This is a genomic window from Roseovarius albus, from assembly GCF_900172335.1.
GTDB lineage: Bacteria > Pseudomonadota > Alphaproteobacteria > Rhodobacterales > Rhodobacteraceae > Roseovarius > Roseovarius albus.
Window position 1 is genome coordinate 439,203 of record NZ_FWFX01000002.1, and the last position, 16,886, is coordinate 456,088.

Here is a 16,886-nt window from a genome sequence, read left to right on the forward strand (position 1 = left end):
AAGTGATGTCGCTCCAAAATCGTGATCGTTCTGTAAATCGCGGGTTTCCCTTACTTATTCGGCGGGCAGGCGCAAGCCTTGTTCTGCATTGTGCTGAAAATCGGCAATCATTTGATAACGCGCTGCAGCATATCCGTCTTCATGACCGTCCCGGCGCGTCTTGCGGTCGTCCAGAATATCCCTGGCGTCATCAAAGAGCCCGGCGCGAATGCCTGCATCAATGGTCATACGTTCAAACACGTCGCGCTGGGCATGGCTGCCGCCCGCGCCCTGCATGTGCCGTCGTGCCTGTGCCAGATTGAGGAAGGCTGATTTGTAATCCCCTTCACCAAAGGCCTCGAGCCCGTCAGCCGCCGCCATGCCCGGGTTGGCCATGCGCATCTGGGCCTCGGTTTGGCTGGCTTTGGCGTCTTCATGAATGCGCCCGACCAGACGACCCAGAGCCGCGTCGCGGTTCCCGCCCATAAGTGCCAGCAGATAGTGCAGGTCAGCAAAAATTAAGCAGCCGTCTTCGGTGCGCGCTTCGGAGATGCTGGCCATTTCTTCCCAGCGGTGGCCGACATCGACGCCGTCCAGCTCCAATCGCATCAATAGCGATGCCCCGTTTGAGATATCGCGATAGTCATCGGTGTGATCTTTACGGATTTCGGTGTCATACAGCGCCAGCACTTCGTCTACCTGACCCGCGTCCAGATGCATCAGCGCCTTGTGCCACCAGACGTGATAACGGAAGTTGTTGCAATGCGCCCAGGCTGCTTCGCGTCCGGTCAGCCAATTCAGGCCAGCCGCAGAATTAGCGGTCATGTCATAGACATGCGCCACCGCATGCAAACCCCAGGCATCATTCGGCGTGTGTTCTACCGCTTCGCGGCCGATTTTTTCAGCCAGCGCATAGTCGCCAGTTTCTTCCAGCGCAAAGGCATAACAGCCCTTGAGATAACCCAGCCCAGCGTGATCCGCGCCATAGCTTGGCAGCACCCGTTCGATTGATTGGCGCATGCCTGCCGCGTCGCCCAGAATAAACCGGATCGCGTGGCTGATTTTCATCGCGGCGCTGTCTTGCGGATTGTGCTTCAGGACTTCTTCCATTGCATTGATTGCCAGAACCGGCTGGCCTGCCAGCCAATGATCAAGGGCATCCACGAACAGCCGTTCGCGCGGTGTAGCGAGTCCTGTGGCCATCGCCTTATGCGCCGCCGCTTGTGCCTCTCGTGCGGTAGCGGTCATCTCGGTGCGTCCCAACATGACGCAAAACAAACCCTTGAGCGCATGCGCCATGGCAAAATCCGGCGCACCTTCCAGCACAGCCCCCAGATGAGTTGGTGCACTGGCCCCATGCGCCAGAAACGCCAGCTGCAACGCATCCCAAGAGGCCACGTGGGCATCCGAGGTCAGGCTGACATCATTTCCAAACAGGTCGCTTTTCATAGGGCTGTCCTTTACAAGGCAAATACATTTGGCGCTAACATACTGGTGTTATTGGCGTCGCTACAGCGTCCGAGGCCTCAGGTCACGCCGTTTTGACCAAAAGAGAGAGTGTTGGGCGAATTATTGCAAAGAATCCGTGCTGTTAAGGCAGAGCGCTTGTATCGAAATGGCAGTTTTTCGCCAGTTGAGAGGCCTTGTATGCAAAGATGTGAAACTGGTTTGATTAGAGATCAATCTTTGTAAGGTATAGATATTTAATAATAAAATTTGGATATTCGCTGATGGCCTTGTCGAGGCAGCAATCGCTTCCAGTTGACGCAAAACAACAAGAGCAAAAAGTCGCTCAAAGTTGTGCTGATCTGAGTTGCTTTCGCTCAAAGGGCGCAGCTCCTCATATTGAAACATTTCAATTCCGAGAAGGGCGGCCGGGCACAAGAATCAGATATTATTGACTAACTTCGCTTGTCGAAAGTCTTTCGAACCAATCCAATGCAAAATCCGACCACCCCTCCGGCAACGCATGACCTCCCTCGTGCAAAGCGAACTGCAATGCACTTCCGGGGGCGCAGTGCGTCCATGTTCTAAGCCAAAATGGTCCGTCGGTTGTACGCTCATCGGCGCGCATCTGATCGCAGGAATTGGCGTCGCGCCATATTTGAAGTGTCTGGAATATGTCCCCTTGCAGGAACTTTCCACCGGCAAGCGGTCGGCCTTCAATTGGCACGGTTCCATCAGACCAGCCATGGGTTTGCAATAGGCGCACTGGTCCAGCGCAATTGTCTGGATGTGGCCGCCAGAATCCACCGGCTAAAGGTGCGTATGCTGCGAACTCTTCTGGCGTTTCGCAAGCAATGTAGCTGGTTTGAAACGCCCCTTCGGAAAAGCCTGCCAACAGGACGCGCGACCGATCAAAAGGGGCCTTGGCCTGCACGTCTTCCAACACAGCATTGATAAATGCCAGTTCATTGCGACGATCATCTTCGGGTAAAAATGACCAGCGCGACCCCGGACCATTTTCTCGGGGCAGGCCGGTTGGGGCGATCACCACATAACCGCGTACCAGCATTGGCTCGATCAGAGCCACATTGTTGATGGTGTTGCCGCCGTGGTTGCCGTAGCCGTGCAGGAACACGACCGCAGGTCGGGTGTCATCGGCGGGTCCTTCCGGTGCCAGAACGTGATACTCACCCAATTCGATCTCGCAGGCCGCGTCACGATCCAGACATTTCGCCATCGCTGGGCTGGTGAACATCGCCGATGCGATCAATGCAGCAAAGAGATTGCGCATATTACTGTGCCTCTTCCACTGGCAGCCCACGCGCCAACCAACCGGGGCCAGAGGCAGAGCCGCCAATGCCCTCAGGGATATCCTGAATATTGGTCAGACCAGCCTCGGTCAGATTCGTGCGCATTCGTCCAGACCGGACCCCACCGGCGCAGATCAGAACGACGGGCTTATCGCGTGCATTGGCTGTAATCTTGGACAGCTCGGCGATGAAATCTTCGCGCCGCATGTCCAGCGGTTTAGCGCCAGCAGGGATGCCTGTTGCTGCCCACTCATCAGGGCGACGGATGTCGACCAGAGTGATCTCTCCGGCTTTCGCCAGTTCATATGCTTTGTCCGCGTCCATGCCTACCTCCGAAATCTCGCCAGATTGAGCGTGCCAAACACCCCAACCTGCCGCAATGCTCACTGCTGCGGATGACAATAAGAGGTTTCGTCGGGTGATCAATCTGTTCTGCATCAGGCCTGCTGTCGGCTGTAGAATTGGCGCATTCTGCCTACAATGGATTTATAAATCAAAACAGGGCCGCCCGAGCAGCCCTGCAACATTATCTAATTTCTTAGTCCGCCTGTGGTGCATCCGAAGTGTATTTCGGGATCGTGCTGGTTGAGGCATCGCTGCCCTCGATACCTGGCCAATTGCTGCCAGCCAGCGAAATGTTTCCCGGGATGTCTTCCTCCCAGAAGCCAACAACAACAGGGGTGATGTTCAGATACAGTTTGTCATCTACGATCCGCCACAGGTTCGGGTTCGCCGGAACCTTGCCGCCTTTCGATACACCGTAGGCGCAATGGCCATCAAACTGCGGGGCATAGTGCGCTGGATCGGCAGTGAATTTGTCGCGGTTTTCTTCGGACGAGAAGGCAAAGGTTGCGCCGTTATAGTCAGCTGTAATCGATTTTTTACCGGGCACTGGTGCTGTCTGTTTTTCGCCTACAGCGTTTTGCTCAAGATCGAAGTAGGCCACGACATCAAAACCGGACACGGCGAAGCCGGTTTCATCAACATATTGAGGGCCGGCAAACGCGGCCATCGGGGCAAGCAGTGCGGCGAAAGCGACAGAGGCGAAACGTTTCATCTTCAGATCCTTTTCTGAATGGCATGGTGTTCTTGTCCTGAAGATAGCCGGGAGGCGGCAAGTGCACATCCCCCCTCGCAAAACTGTGAAGCTCCGTGGGAATTGCACCCGAGATTGAAATATTTGGCACAAGGGCGCGAGATGTCGAAAAAACGAAACTGTGTCCTGTAACTTATGCCAAATCTGTGCCAAGCAATCCCTGTTGCACAAACGTGGGTGTATGAGATGACACAGAAACGAGCCGCTGATCTGCTCGCCGAACGCCTGTATCAGGCCGGATGCCGCCATGCATTTGGCATGCCGGGTGGCGAGGTGCTGACGCTGGTGGATGCGCTGGAACAGGCTGGGATCAAGTTCACATTGGTTAAGCATGAAAACGCTGCCGGTTTCATGGCCGAGGCCGTTTGGCAGCGCACCGGCGCACCCGGCATTGTGGTGGCCACCATCGGCCCCGGTGCGATGAATGCGGTAAATGCGGTGGCCAACGCCATGCAGGAGCGTGTGCCCCTGATCATGCTGTCGGGCTGCGTCGATGCCGACGAGGCGCAGCAATACACTCATCAGGTGATGGATCATTCCGCCGTTTTCGCCCCGATCACCAAGGCCACCTTTACGCTCAGCACCGCCAGCGCAGGATTAATCACCGATAAGGCGCTTGGCATCGCGCTCGAGGGCCGGCCGGGGCCGGTGTTCATTGACGTGCCAATTTCTGTAGCCGATGCCAACGTCTCAAATGCGATCACTCCCCACCGAGCTCCTGCGGGCGCGACCGCCCCAGCACATGGTGTGGATCTGGATCGCGCGCGTGGCTGGCTGGCCAAGGCGCGCAAGCCGGTGATGATTGTTGGTGTCGATGCAATGAATGAGAGGGCCGAGGAAGCACTCTTGCAGTTTGCTAATCATCACAACGTACCGTTCGTGACGACCTATAAGGCCAAGGGCATCATTGCCGAAGACCATCCGCTTTGTCTGGGGGGGGCGGGGTTGTCACCCTTGGCGGACAAACATCTGCTGCCGTTTATTCAATCAGCGGATCTGATCCTTTGTGCTGGTTACGACCCGATTGAAATGCGCACGGGCTGGCAGAACATCTGGGATCCGGCACAGGTGAACGTGATCGACATCAGTGCCGAACCCAATCACCACTATATGCATCAGGCAACTTTGAACTTTACCTGTGACACCGCGACAGGCTTGAACACCCTGTCGGATGGAATTGCACCTGTTCAAACGTGGACGGCTGGTGAAGTGTCTGCGGTCAAAGACGCTTTGAGCAAAGCCTTTGACACCTCGGAAGATTGGGGCCCCGCAGCAGTCATCGCAGAGTGCCAAAGACATCTGCCTGCCAACACCACTGCCACCGCTGACTCCGGTGCGCACCGAATTTTGCTGTCACAAATCTGGAAATGCTCAGAACCGCGCAGCCTGCTGCAGTCCTCTGCACTCTGCACTATGGGCTGCGCCGTACCATTGGCTATTGGCGCCTCAATAGTTGAGCCGGAGCGGATCTCTGTGTCTTTCTCGGGCGATGCTGGGTTTCTGATGATCGCGGGTGAGCTGGCCTCAGCCGCCGAACTGGAGTTAAAAACCATTTTTGTGGTTTTTGTAGATCGCAGTCTGGCACTGATCGAGCTGAAACAACGCCAGCGTCAGATGGTCAATCGCGGTGTCGATTTTGCGCATCACGACTTTGCCGCCATTGGCCGCGCTTTTGGCGGGCAGGGGCACCGGGTCACCTCGCGGGTTGAATTGGCCGAGGCTCTGAAAGCCGCGCAGCAAGCTGACACATTCACCGTAATTGCCGCTGAGATCGAGCGCGGCGCCTATGATGGAAGGATTTGATACATGGCAGGGGCACTTGATGGATTAGTTGTTCTGGATCTGAGCCGCATTCTGGCCGGACCAACCTGCACGCAGATGCTGGGCGATTTGGGGGCAACCGTCTGGAAGATCGAAAATCCAAAGTCCAAGGGCGATGACACCCGCGCTTGGGGTCCGCCCTATGTGCGCGATGTGGACGGCAATCAAACCGATCTGAGCGCCTATTTCATGTGTACCAACCGCAACAAGCAATCGGTTGCAGTCGATATTGCCACGCCCGAAGGGCAGGAACTGATCCGCCAACTGGCCGTGCGCGCCGACATCGTGGTGGAAAACTTCAAGCCCGGCGGTTTGTCGAAGTATGGCTTGGACTATGAGGGTTTGAAGGTAGTGCATCCATCGCTGATCTATTGCTCGATCTCGGGCTACGGCCAAACCGGCCCGAACCGTGAAAAGCCCGGTTATGATCTGATGGCACAGGGCTTTGGCGGCATCATGAGTTTGACCGGAGAGGCCGACGGGCAGCCGATGAAAGTGGGCGTCGGCATCGCCGATGTGATGTGCGGCATGTATGCGACTATCGGCGTTCTGGCGGCGCTGCGTCACCGCGACCAAAGCGGCGAAGGGCAGCATATAGATGTGGCGCTGGTTGATACGCAAATGGCCTGGCTGATCAACGAAGGCGCCAACTTCCTGACCAGCGGGCAGTTGCCGCAGCGCCGCGGCAATGGCCACCCGAACATCGTGCCTTACGAGGTGTTTGGCACTTCAGATGGCCATGTCATCGTGGCCGTGGGCAACGACGCGCAATTCCGGCGGTTCTGTGATTTCCTGGGGCTGGCGGAATTGGCTGATGACGTGAAGTTCAGCACCAATCCCGCGCGCATTGAAAACCGATTGGAGTTGATCCCGCAGATTGCAACGCGTCTGAATGATTACACGATGGACGAGGTGATCGCAGGACTGGAAGCGGTGAAAGTGCCGGTGGGGCCGGTCAACACGCTGGATCGTGCTCTGGGGTCGGATCAGGCCAAAGCGCGTGATGGAGTGATTAAAATGCCGGTGGAGAGCGCAGAAAACGGCGAGGTTTCCTTGCTGGGCAATCCGCTGAAGTTTTCAAAAACACCGGTCAGCTATCGCACCAGCCCACCCCGCTTTGGCGAACATACCGAAGAGGTTCTGGCGCAGCTACAGCAGACGGAAGTGACCTAACGGCGCGCATCATTGATGCGCTCAGGATGGATTGCGTTCAGGCCACGCAGGCCTTGGGGGCGCTGCCCCCAAACCCCCGGCCGTTGTGCTGGAGGCGAGCGAAATGATTACGCCACGCCCGTGCGCAGGATGTCATGAATATGCACCAGCCCCTGCACTTGGCCTTGATCATCCACCGCAAAGAGGGCGCTGATTTTCTTGCTGTTCATAATTCCCAAAGCTTCGGGCAGCAGGGCTCCGGGAGAAATCGTGGTTGGCGTGCGGGTGGCAACATCAGCCGCTGTCTGGCTCATCAGCCCATCCATATTGCGGCGCAGGTCGCCGTCGGTGATCACCCCGGTCAAGCGGCCGTTTTCGATGAGTGCAGCCACCCCGAACCCCTTGGCGGTCATTTCAAGCAAAGCTTCGGTCATGGGGGTCGCCTCGTGCACAATCGGCAGGTCATCGCCCGTGTGCATCACCGCTGAGACCGGCATCAACTGTGCCCCCAATGAGCCGCCCGGATGGAAGGTCAGGTAGTTTTCCTTTTCAAACCCGCGCAGATGCATCATCGCCACCGCAACCGCATCCCCCAGTGCCAGCGTGCAGGTGGTAGAGGTCGTGGGCGCCATGCCAAGCGCGCAGGCTTCGCGCGCTTCGGGCAGTTGCAGCTGGTAGTCGCCCTGCTTGGCCAAAGTGCTGCTGGCGCGTTTGGTGATTGCCACCAGCGGAATGGCAAACCGCCGTGTGTGCGCGATCATATCAGCCAGTTCTTTGGTCTCGCCAGAGTTGGAGATCAGCACCACCGCATCCTGTGCCGTGATCATCCCCAGATCGCCATGGCTGGCCTCGCCCGGGTGAACATATTGTGCTGGCGTGCCGGTGCTGGCCATGGTGGCGGCGATTTTGGCAGCGATATGGCCGGATTTGCCCATGCCCGAGACAATCACCCGCCCCTGCACCTTGAGCAACATCTCAACCACCGCATCAAAGTCCGGCGGCAGATTGTCCCGCATGTCAATCAGGGCATCGATTTCAATCGACAGCACGTCGCGGGCATGGCTGGAGGGGGTCGTCATCGGCGTTCCTTCACGCAAATCCTATGCGCTGTGATAGCCCGAAGCAGCCCGGGGGCCAACCCCCTGACAGGTGTCGCTTATTCGCCGCCCGGCAGATAGGGCATATGCACTTCGCCACGTTTTTCCGACAGGGCAATCTGCTTTTGTCGCTCGCGGAACCGGCCCTTGTCCCAATCCGAGGTTTCATTGATGCACTGGTGGCACGAGACCCCGCGTTCGTAGTCTTCGCGTTCCATATCCGCAGGCAGGATCGGACGGCGGCAGGCATAGCACAGCTCATGCGGCCCTTCCTTCAGCCCGTGACCAACAGACACTCGCCCGTCGAACACAAAACATTCGCCTTCCCAAGTACTGTCCTCTTGCGGCACTTCCTCAAGGTATTTCAGGATCCCACCCTTCAGGTGGTAAACATCCTCAATCCCTTGTCCCATCAGGAAGTTGGTCGATTTCTCGCAACGAATGCCGCCAGTGCAGAACATCGCAATGCGCTTGTTGTGGAACCGCTCCTTGTTTTCCTCCCACCACGCTGGAAAGTCACGGAACGAGGCGGTTTCCGGGTCCACCGCACCCTCAAAAGTGCCAATCGCCACCTCGTAGTCATTGCGCGTGTCGATCACCGCCACATCGGGGGAGCGGATCAGCTCGTTCCAGTCCGCAGGCTCGACATAGTGGCCTACACTAGCCGTCGGATCCACGTCCGGCTGGCCCATGGTGACGATCTCTTTCTTCAGCTTGACCTTCATCCGTCCAAAGGGGCGGGCTTCGCTGAAGCTCTCTTTGTGCACCAGTTCAGCGCAGCCGGGCAGGGCTCGGAGATGCGTCAGCAGCGCATCAATACCCGCGCGCGGCCCCGCGACGGTGCCGTTGATCCCTTCATTCGCCAGCAGCAAAATACCGGTGATGCCCTGCGTATCGCACAGCTCCTTGAGCGGCCCCTGAATGGCGGCTGGGTCGTCAAAACGGGTGAAATGATAGAGGGCAGCGATGGTATACATGGGCTCGGATCAATCTGGTTAATAAGGGGCAGTTCGCACAAGGCACGACAAAACTGCCTTTGACAGGCGGCAATACGCCTCTCATGCCTCAGGATCAAGAGCGCGGTCTTTGATGTGGGTCAAATTGGCTCTTTCGCGTATCTGCCTTCGTCTATCCGTGCCGAAAGCGCAGTAAGTTTTGTTCAAAGGCAAATTTGAAGGATTCAAATTCTGATGTTCCAAACGCCAATGAGATGACTGCGGCTTTCTTGCTGCCGTAATGAATGAAGAGGCTTTCAGACCATTGCGTCGAATGTGCCTCAAATTTCGAAATGCTTTGAAACGGAATTTCGAGGGTTTTGAGCGACAGGGCCGATTTGGGAAGAATAATACGATCATCGAATACTTCTATGTATCTTGAAACACTGAATGCCAGATAGGTGATCCAGGACCCAAACCAAAAGAAGAGCGCGCCAACGAGGGCGAGAAACCAAAGCACATACCAGCTTTGGTCACGCGTCAGGTTTTTAAAGTGTTTGGAACCAACGACCAGATCGCCTGTCCATAAGGCATATGCCGACATAGCGAACGCGGTAATACCAAATGCCAAAGAAGTAAGCGCAAAGAATTTGTTGGGCGAATAGTTAAAAGATTGAATGTTCAATTGTCGGGTTTCTCGTTCGCCGCGATCAATGACACCTGTGTTGGATACGACGCAGCTTAGGTGCTTTGATGCCTCTATCGTTATTCGATTTCAATATGAGGTAGCCGGTCTGAAATACGCTGCTTGATTTGTTTATAGTGTTTCTTCCTTAGGTATCTTGCCTGGATAATCGCCACTTGATTTGCTTGCTCCGCGACGACCCAAAGAACTTCCGGCTTGACGCTACTCTCTTTTAAGAAAGTGACATCCTCCCAACGCAACTGATCGGCCTCTTTACTCAGTTGAGAGCGCGGCACTCGGATGTAATGTTCGTCTATAGACACATACACTGGCTGCGTGATCAACTTCACCAAAATATGCACCATTGCAAGTAAACCAAGGCTCACCACCGCAGATAATATCCAAAAAAAAAGTATGGCTGTGGATTGGGTGCCCAGTTCAATTCTATTGACGATGGTTAGGGTCGAATCTGCCTTCAAAGCCATAAGAGTTGTGCCAGCTAATGTGCCCGCTACAATCAGGATTGCGATCGTCGATTGAAACAACGAAAGGCCATACCGAAATGTCAGTTCATTCATTTAATGTGCCTTCGTGATCATTTGGAGCTATGAGCGTGGGCCATCCGCTTGACCCCCTCCATTCAACCCCCTAACTCTTTGGCGCAAAGGGAGGCGATAACAATGACGCAAGCATTGATCGTGATTGATGTCCAGAATGATTTCTGTCCCGGCGGTGCGCTGGCCGTGGCGGGGGGTGACGAGATCGTGCAAGGCATCAACAGCTTTATGGCCGATTTCTCTGCATTGATCCTGACGCAAGATTGGCATCCGGCGGGCCATAGCTCCTTCGCCAGTGCGCACGATGGCAAAGCGCCTTTCGAACTCACTGAAATGCCTTACGGTCCCCAAGTGCTCTGGCCCGATCACTGCATTCAGGGCAGCGCGGGCGGCGCCTTCCATCCAGACCTCAACACCGCCCGCGCCGATATGATCGTGCGCAAGGGCTATAACCCGGCAATTGACAGCTATTCAGCGTTTTTCGAGAACGACCAGAAAACCCCCACCGGCCTGCATGGCTACCTGCAAACCCGGGGCATTACGGATCTGACCATGGTTGGCCTTGCCACCGATTTCTGCGTCAGCTTTTCTGCGCAGGACGCGGCCAAGCTGGGTTACAAAACAACCGTGCGCACTGATCTGTGCCGCGCGATTGATCTGGATGGCTCACTGGCCGCCGCCACTGATGCCATGACACAGGCCGGGGTCACGCTTGCCTGACATCGCCACCGAAATCGCCACCTGTCGGATTTGCGAGGATCGCTTCGCCGCCACCCATACCGCGCATGAACCGCGACCGGTGGTTTGGTTTCAACCCTCTGCGCGCCTGCTGATCGCAGGCCAAGCCCCCGGCATGCGGGTGCATAAATCCGGCCAGCCGTTTGATGACCCCTCCGGTGATCGCCTGCGCGACTGGCTGGGCCTAGATCCTGAGGCGTTCTACAATACAAAAAACGTCGCCATTGTGCCCATGGCTTTTTGCTTTCCCGGCTATGATGCCAAGGGCTCCGATCTGCCGCCGCCAAAGATTTGCGGTGAAACGTGGCATACCCGCGTGATGAACACCCTCAAGAACGTGCAGACCACCGTGCTGGTTGGCGGCTATGCCCATAAATACCACCTTGGGGCCAAAACTGGCGTGACCGAAACGGTGAAATCTTGGCGTGACCATGCGCCCAATGTCTTCACCCTGCCGCACCCCAGCTGGCGCAATACCGGCTGGCTCAAGAAAAACCCGTGGTTCGAGGCGGAGCTGCTGCCCGTCCTGCGTGCCCGGGTCAAGGATGCCCTCAATGCCTGATACCCCGCTTGATCATGCCTTTGCCGCGATGCAGGCCGCGCCAGACAACACACAGGCCGAACTGCACTATTTTGAACACCTCGCCGGGTCCGAGCTATTCTTGCTGCTGACCGAAGAACCGGACCTCGACAACATCTCGCCTGATCTGTTCGAGGTCGAAGGCACAGGGTTTGCTTTGGCCTTTGATCGACCCGAGCGTCTGGCGGGCTTTGTCGGGCGCGAGGCCCCATATGCCGCGCTCTCTGGCAGCGCGCTGATCAGCATGCTGGCCGGGCAGGGGATTGGTCTTGGCATCAATCTGGGCATAGACGACGGGCAAAACCTGCTGGAACCCGCCGCCCTTGAGTGGCTGCAACAAATGCTGCCCGATACGCCCGATGAAACCACCCGCCGTCCGGTGCAGTTTGACGCCCCCGCTGGCTTGCCCGAAACCGTGTTGACCGCGCTGGACACCCGCCTATCACACGCCGCCGGTCTGGCCGAAAGCGCCTATATCACCAAGGCCAGCTATGACAGCGGCGAGCAGGGGTTCTTTGTCGGCTTCACCGGTGCGCCCACCGCCGCCCAACCCGCGCTGGCCCAGATGGTTGCCGAAGTGCTGGCCTTCTCCGGGCTCGAGGCTGCGGCGATGGATGTCGGATTTCTGCGCGCCGATGACCCCGCCACTCAGGTCCTTGCCGCGCAGGCTCTAAGGATCGACCTGCCCACACCAGAAGAACCGCAAAGCCTCACCCCCACCGCCCCCGGCCGCAACCCCGCAAAACCGCCGAGATTGCGGTAGCAAGGACTGTAGTGAATTTCGGTAGAGTGGGTGCCAGCCCATCATGGCTACGAGACGCTTAATCTATATACGATGGTAAGTTATGGGTGCAGGGAAGTTGATTTGAGCGGTATTTGGAAGAGAATCCGAAGAGAGATATAAGAAAATCGCAGACCCGCCCCGGTGAGTCTATTTGAGAAATGTAAACATACGCTGGCCATTCTGAATCTTTTATCCACTGGGATGCCGTAAAAATATTTCCTGTTGGGATCGGCGAGTCAGGTATTTCTACTGGGAGTTCATCGGAGTTCACGATTTTTATATTGTGCCTGATGGTTTCTTGAGTTTTCGTGTGATCGGGCCCGGCGGATCTATGTGTAACGCAGGAGAAAAATTCCTCACTCGGGTTCTCATCTGAAATGAAGAGGCGGACAATAGGACCGTCAGATGAGTCAGAGTTGAAGCCGTTCACTGTGATTTCGCCAAGCTTTCGGTTAGGAATAGCACCTTTCACAAATGCCTCAATGACGTTCACGTCTAACTCTTCGAAATTGGTACAAACATAGATGTGTTCAGCTCTGAATATCTTTTTTGTCGGTGTTGGTAGATCTCGAAGTTCTTCGACGTTGTTTTCCGCTTTGATCGGGCTGTGGATTCCGGTTCCGACAAGAAAGCTAGCGAATACTGTGAGTGCCTCTAAAAATACCTTCACGCGTAGCATGGCTCCGTATTGCCTTCTGAGATGAACAGTAAACGTAGGGTGGGCAATTTTGCCCACCAATTCTTAATCTGACACTACCACCCGGCACGCGCCCAAACTGACCCGTTTTGACGGCGCACGACGCCACACCCCGAGTTTCGTAAAAAACCCATGTGCAAGTCGTACAACCTGTACATGGGTTTCCAGACCGTACGGACTAGTAAACCTTAGTTCATCAACCCTGCAAAGCGTAGGGCGTCATCGACCAGAACTTTGGTCTCGTCGCTCAGGCTGGTAAGGGGCGAGCGCACCTCTTCACTGCACAGGTCCAGTTTGGACATGGCGTATTTTGCGCCCACGAGACCCGGCTCGGTAAAGATCGCCTTGTGCAACGGCATCAATTTGTCCTGCAAATCCAATGCAGTGGCATAATCGCCGGCCAATGTGGCCTCTTGCACCTGAGCCACCAGCTTGGGCGCGACGTTGGCGGTGACAGAGATCACACCTTGTCCGCCTTGGGCGTTGAACCCATGTGCGGTGGCATCCTCGCCCGAGATCTGGGCAAAGTCCTTGCCGCAGGTCATGCGCTGCTGACACACCCGCGCCAAATCGCCAGTTGCGTCCTTAACCCCAACAATTCTTGGCAATTTCGCCAGTTCACCCATGGTCTCGGGTGTCATGTCGACGACTGATCGACCGGGGATGTTGTAGATCACAATAGGCAAGTTGCAGCAGTCATGCGCAGCCGTGAAATGTGCGATCAGCCCGCGTTGTGTGGGTTTGTTGTAATAGGGTGTGACAACCAGACCAGCAGCGGCACCAACCTTTTCGGCGTGCTGCAGGAAGCGCATTGTTTCCAATGTGTTGTTGCTACCCGCGCCTGCAATCACCGGGATGCGGCCAGCGGCGGCACGCACCACTTCCTCGATTACGGTTTCATGCTCTTCGTGGGTTAGGGTTGGGCTTTCGCCGGTGGTGCCAACAGGGACCAAACCGTTGCTGCCTTCGCCGATATGCCACTCGACCAGCTTTTTGAGTGTTTCCAGATCCAGCTCGCCGTTCTTGAACGGCGTGACCAAAGCAGGAAAAGATCCTTTGAACATGACACGCTCCTTTCATCATCGTGTGGCGGGCAAAGGGCCCGGTTGCATAAACCGTGCGACACTTAGCGAGAATATGTCCCTCTGCCAAGCTTGTGAGTGGACGTTTGCCAGTGACGCACCTAGGTTGACGGTGTCTATCCTTTGCCTGAGCTGGAAATGCAAGACATGATGCGCCGCTTTTCGATACTGATTGCCCTTCTGTGCTTGGGAACCATCGCCCGGGCCGCTGATCCTGAACCCATTGCGCCCCGACCGTTGGCCAGTGCCTTGCATGCCATGCGGGCCGATCGTTGGGATGTGGCGGCAAAACTGGCCGCCCGAGACGGGCCGGTGGCGGTTGACATGATCGAGTGGTTCCGCCTGCGCGAGGGAGAGGGTACACCGGGCGAAGTGCTTGCCTTTCTTGCGCGCAATGACGATTGGCCGGGTGTTGCCTATTTGCGCAAGCAGAGCGAGTTCGTCATGTCCACGGCAGACAATGACGCGATTTTACGCTTCTACGATGGATATTTGCCCCAGACCGGTCTGGGGGCCCTCAGCTATGCGCGCGCGTTAGAAGCGTCGGAGCGTTTGGAGCGCGCGGAAATAGTCATCACGCTGGCGTGGTTGTCGCTGGATTTGACGACAAAGGAGCATGATGCGATTCTGGCCGTTTACGGTGACGAACTGAAGGTGCATCACGAAGATCGTCTGGACATGGCCCTGTGGCGCGGTCTGAAAGATCACAAGCAGATGCTGCCGTTGGCGTCAGAGAAAAAGCGTAAGCTGGCCGAGATTCGGCTCAAGCTCAAAAACGGCAAGAGCGGCTTGTCAGATTATATCGAAGGCCTACCTAAGGCGACCCGTGAGGATCCGGGTGTCGCTTATGAGGCGTTCAACTATTACATTCGCCGCAATGTGCCGGATGCGGCCATCAAAACTATTCTGCGTCAAAGCCGGATGAATGGCGGCTTGAGTGAACCTGACCGTTGGGCGGGATGGCGGCGAGTTCTGGTGCGCCAGCACATGGGCGAAGGTAACGCGCAGCTGGCCTATGATTTGGCCTCAGTACACCAAATGACCAACGGGGCATCCTATGCGGATCTGGAGTGGTTATCAGGCTATCTTGCGCTGACCTATCTGGATGAGCCGGAGCTGGCGCTGGACCATTTTCAGAGGTTCCGAGCCGCGGTGAAATCTCCTATCTCGATGGGGCGCGCCGGGTATTGGTTGGGTCGAGCGCAGGATGCGTTGGGCGATAACGAAGCGGCAAAGATCGCCTATGCTCAAGGGGCGCGTCATCAAACCAGTTTTTACGGATTACTAGCGGCTGAAAAGGTCGAACAAACGCACGATCCTGATTTGGCAGGCAAAGAGGTGTTTCCCAATTGGGAAGACGCAGACTTTGTGAATTCCAGCTTGTTCAAAGCCATGGCCTTGGCGCGGGCGGCGGGTGATCTGAATCTGGCAGAGCGCTTTGTGGTTCAGATGGCCGAAACCCTGTCGCGCGTAGAGTTGGGTCAGTTGGGGGACGCTTTGGAGGAAATGCACGAGCCTCACCTACAGGTGATGATGGGGAAGGCGGCAGCGAAGCGCGGCATGGTTTTGCCTGGACCGTATTACGCCTTGCATCCGATGAAAGAGATGGAGTTCCCTGTGCCAACGGAAATGGCGCTGGCCATTGCCAGACGCGAAAGCGAATTTGATACGCGTGTCGTTAGCGGTGCCAAGGCGCAAGGGCTGATGCAAATCCTTCCGGGAACGGCGGCGGATGTCGCGCGAGAATTAGGCATTGCCCACGACCCTGCACAAGTACTGAGAAATTGGCGTTACAATGCGCGGCTCGGCTCGGCTTACCTTGCTGGTCTGTCCGACCGGTTTGACAGCAACGTGATCCTGATGTCAGCGGGCTATAATGCTGGCCCAGGTCGGCCAATTCGGTGGATGAAAGACCGGGGTGATCCACGTGATACGTCGGTGGATGTCATCGACTGGATCGAGCACATCCCGTTTCGGGAAACTCGTAACTATGTGATGCGGGTTGCTGAAAGCCTGCCGGTCTATCGCGCGCGACTCGGCAAGACACCACATCCGGTTCCATTTAGTGAAGAGCTGAAAGGCGCCACTGTCCCGAGTAATTAATCATCATCGCCGTTTCGGTGCTTTGAATTGACGCCACGGGTGCGATTCTTTTCTAGTCGAATCCGTGGCAATTGGTGCTTTGGGTAATGCCGATGCTGCGAAAGATGGGTTTCAAGGTGAACAGAAGGTGAAAGATTGACCGGATTGTTTCTTTTCGCCTCTAAGAATTGCTCGACCGTGAAATCGGCTTAACCCTTATTTTAAAGGTCTTTTTCGGACACCATTCGGGCGATCATAATTGCGCCTTATTTGAGGCGTCAAAAATTCCCATTTAGGCCAAACAAACACCGCCTTGAACGTCATGCTCGCACTGGTTGGGGGAGTGAGTCTTTAGGCACGGTGCTGTGCGAAGGATTTGCTGATTTTACTCTAGGGTTCATAGGGGTCTGGAATGAGCGAAATGCTGAATAACGCAACGAATGGAATTGGTTCGATTTTCATCGCGCGCGAAAGCTTCATAGGCGAATTGAAAGCGCTCACCAGAAAACACCCAGATATTGGCTTTGGTATTGCGCTGCAGACGCATGCAGGTGAACAGTACCTTCTCGCAAATACTAATATGCCCACGCCAAAAGACAAAAGTCAGGGCTTTCCAACCGGGCGCCGTATTGCATTTCTTGAAAATGGCGAACGCTTCAAAGCCGTAGAGGTTTTGGCCGACACGGGTGAATCCAAACCAACTGACCCGCGCGCAGAAGCTGCGTTGCTGGAAAACGTAATGAAATTAATCGCGCAAATCGAAGAGCCGACGACGCTACCTGTTGGTCGATTTGATCTGCGTTGCGAAGAAAAGTGTGTTGCTACCGGTACAAGGGGTTAAGTGA

17 protein-coding genes are annotated in these 16,886 nt (G+C 55.9%); 7 read left to right on the plus strand and 10 right to left on the minus strand.

Annotation, left to right across the window (positions count from 1 at the left end):
* Window positions 1-54 precede the first annotated feature (54 nt).
* From ROA7450_RS05015 to ROA7450_RS05030, 4 genes are all read right to left on the minus strand, one after another.
* Window positions 55-1,428 (minus strand): tetratricopeptide repeat protein, encoded by a 1,374-nt coding sequence (locus tag ROA7450_RS05015; protein WP_085804555.1) that lies wholly within the window; start codon window positions 1,426-1,428, stop codon window positions 55-57.
* A gap of 445 nt (window positions 1,429-1,873) precedes the next feature.
* The gene (locus ROA7450_RS05020) at window positions 1,874-2,716 is read right to left on the minus strand and encodes a CE1 family esterase (RefSeq protein ID WP_085804556.1); all 843 of its coding nucleotides are present in this window, start codon (window positions 2,714-2,716) and stop codon (window positions 1,874-1,876) included.
* Window position 2,717: 1 nt separating this feature from the next.
* The gene (locus ROA7450_RS05025) at window positions 2,718-3,059 is read right to left on the minus strand and encodes a rhodanese-like domain-containing protein (RefSeq protein ID WP_234999444.1); all 342 of its coding nucleotides are present in this window, start codon (window positions 3,057-3,059) and stop codon (window positions 2,718-2,720) included.
* Window positions 3,060-3,273: 214 nt separating this feature from the next.
* The gene (locus tag ROA7450_RS05030; RefSeq protein ID WP_085804558.1) at window positions 3,274-3,792 is read right to left on the minus strand and encodes a YHS domain-containing (seleno)protein; all 519 of its coding nucleotides are present in this window, start codon (window positions 3,790-3,792) and stop codon (window positions 3,274-3,276) included.
* A 225-nt stretch (window positions 3,793-4,017) separates the two neighbouring features.
* Here ROA7450_RS05030 and ROA7450_RS05035 point away from each other — a divergent pair, with 225 nt between their 5' ends.
* Together ROA7450_RS05035 and ROA7450_RS05040 are read left to right on the plus strand one after the other, a co-directional pair.
* Window positions 4,018-5,634 carry a thiamine pyrophosphate-binding protein gene (locus tag ROA7450_RS05035; protein WP_085804559.1) on the plus strand — a complete coding sequence of 539 codons (1,617 nt, stop codon included), beginning with the start codon at window positions 4,018-4,020 and terminating at the stop codon, window positions 5,632-5,634.
* Window positions 5,635-5,637: 3 nt separating this feature from the next.
* Entirely contained in the window at window positions 5,638-6,825 is a 1,188-nt protein-coding gene (locus tag ROA7450_RS05040) for a CaiB/BaiF CoA transferase family protein (protein ID WP_085804560.1), read from the plus strand.
* Between the two features lie 107 nt (window positions 6,826-6,932).
* Here ROA7450_RS05040 and ROA7450_RS05045 read toward each other — a convergent pair whose 3' ends face one another.
* The 4 genes from ROA7450_RS05045 to ROA7450_RS05060 all read right to left on the minus strand — a co-directional run bounded on the left by ROA7450_RS05045 (window position 6,933) and on the right by ROA7450_RS05060 (window position 10,099).
* A complete protein-coding gene (locus ROA7450_RS05045; protein ID WP_085804561.1) occupies window positions 6,933-7,883 on the minus strand; it encodes a KpsF/GutQ family sugar-phosphate isomerase in 951 nt (316 codons plus the stop codon).
* 77 nt (window positions 7,884-7,960) lie between these two features.
* A complete protein-coding gene (gene trhO / locus ROA7450_RS05050; RefSeq protein WP_085804562.1) occupies window positions 7,961-8,878 on the minus strand; it encodes an oxygen-dependent tRNA uridine(34) hydroxylase TrhO in 918 nt (305 codons plus the stop codon).
* A gap of 151 nt (window positions 8,879-9,029) precedes the next feature.
* On the minus strand, window positions 9,030-9,440 hold the full coding sequence (locus ROA7450_RS05055; RefSeq protein WP_143534363.1) for a hypothetical protein: 411 nt from the start codon (window positions 9,438-9,440) through the stop codon (window positions 9,030-9,032).
* 161 nt (window positions 9,441-9,601) lie between these two features.
* Entirely contained in the window at window positions 9,602-10,099 is a 498-nt protein-coding gene (locus ROA7450_RS05060) for a hypothetical protein (RefSeq protein ID WP_085804564.1), read from the minus strand.
* Between the two features lie 102 nt (window positions 10,100-10,201).
* Here ROA7450_RS05060 and pncA point away from each other — a divergent pair, with 102 nt between their 5' ends.
* From pncA to ROA7450_RS05075, 3 genes are read left to right on the plus strand one after another with little or no spacing between them, the layout of a single operon-like run.
* The gene (pncA, locus tag ROA7450_RS05065; protein WP_085804565.1) at window positions 10,202-10,798 is read left to right on the plus strand and encodes a bifunctional nicotinamidase/pyrazinamidase; all 597 of its coding nucleotides are present in this window, start codon (window positions 10,202-10,204) and stop codon (window positions 10,796-10,798) included.
* On the plus strand, window positions 10,791-11,378 hold the full coding sequence (locus ROA7450_RS05070) for a uracil-DNA glycosylase family protein (protein ID WP_085804566.1): 588 nt from the start codon (window positions 10,791-10,793) through the stop codon (window positions 11,376-11,378). The genes pncA and ROA7450_RS05070 overlap by 8 nt, the downstream gene beginning before the upstream one ends.
* Window positions 11,371-12,159: an SseB family protein gene (locus tag ROA7450_RS05075; protein WP_085804567.1), complete on the plus strand. Its 789-nt coding sequence runs from the start codon at window positions 11,371-11,373 to the stop codon at window positions 12,157-12,159. The genes ROA7450_RS05070 and ROA7450_RS05075 overlap by 8 nt, the downstream gene beginning before the upstream one ends.
* 58 nt (window positions 12,160-12,217) lie before the next feature.
* Here ROA7450_RS05075 and ROA7450_RS05080 read toward each other — a convergent pair whose 3' ends face one another.
* Entirely contained in the window at window positions 12,218-12,859 is a 642-nt protein-coding gene (locus tag ROA7450_RS05080) for a hypothetical protein (RefSeq protein ID WP_085804568.1), read from the minus strand.
* 206 nt (window positions 12,860-13,065) lie between these two features.
* On the minus strand, window positions 13,066-13,941 hold the full coding sequence (gene dapA, locus ROA7450_RS05085; protein WP_085804569.1) for a 4-hydroxy-tetrahydrodipicolinate synthase: 876 nt from the start codon (window positions 13,939-13,941) through the stop codon (window positions 13,066-13,068).
* A gap of 165 nt (window positions 13,942-14,106) precedes the next feature.
* On the opposite strand from dapA, the gene ROA7450_RS05090 reads away from it, so the two are divergent.
* Together ROA7450_RS05090 and ROA7450_RS05095 are read left to right on the plus strand one after the other, a co-directional pair.
* Window positions 14,107-16,062 carry a lytic transglycosylase domain-containing protein gene (locus tag ROA7450_RS05090; RefSeq protein ID WP_234999445.1) on the plus strand — a complete coding sequence of 652 codons (1,956 nt, stop codon included), beginning with the start codon at window positions 14,107-14,109 and terminating at the stop codon, window positions 16,060-16,062.
* Window positions 16,063-16,453: 391 nt separating this feature from the next.
* Window positions 16,454-16,882 carry a hypothetical protein gene (locus ROA7450_RS05095; protein WP_085804571.1) on the plus strand — a complete coding sequence of 143 codons (429 nt, stop codon included), beginning with the start codon at window positions 16,454-16,456 and terminating at the stop codon, window positions 16,880-16,882.
* Window positions 16,883-16,886: the final 4 nt, after the last annotated feature.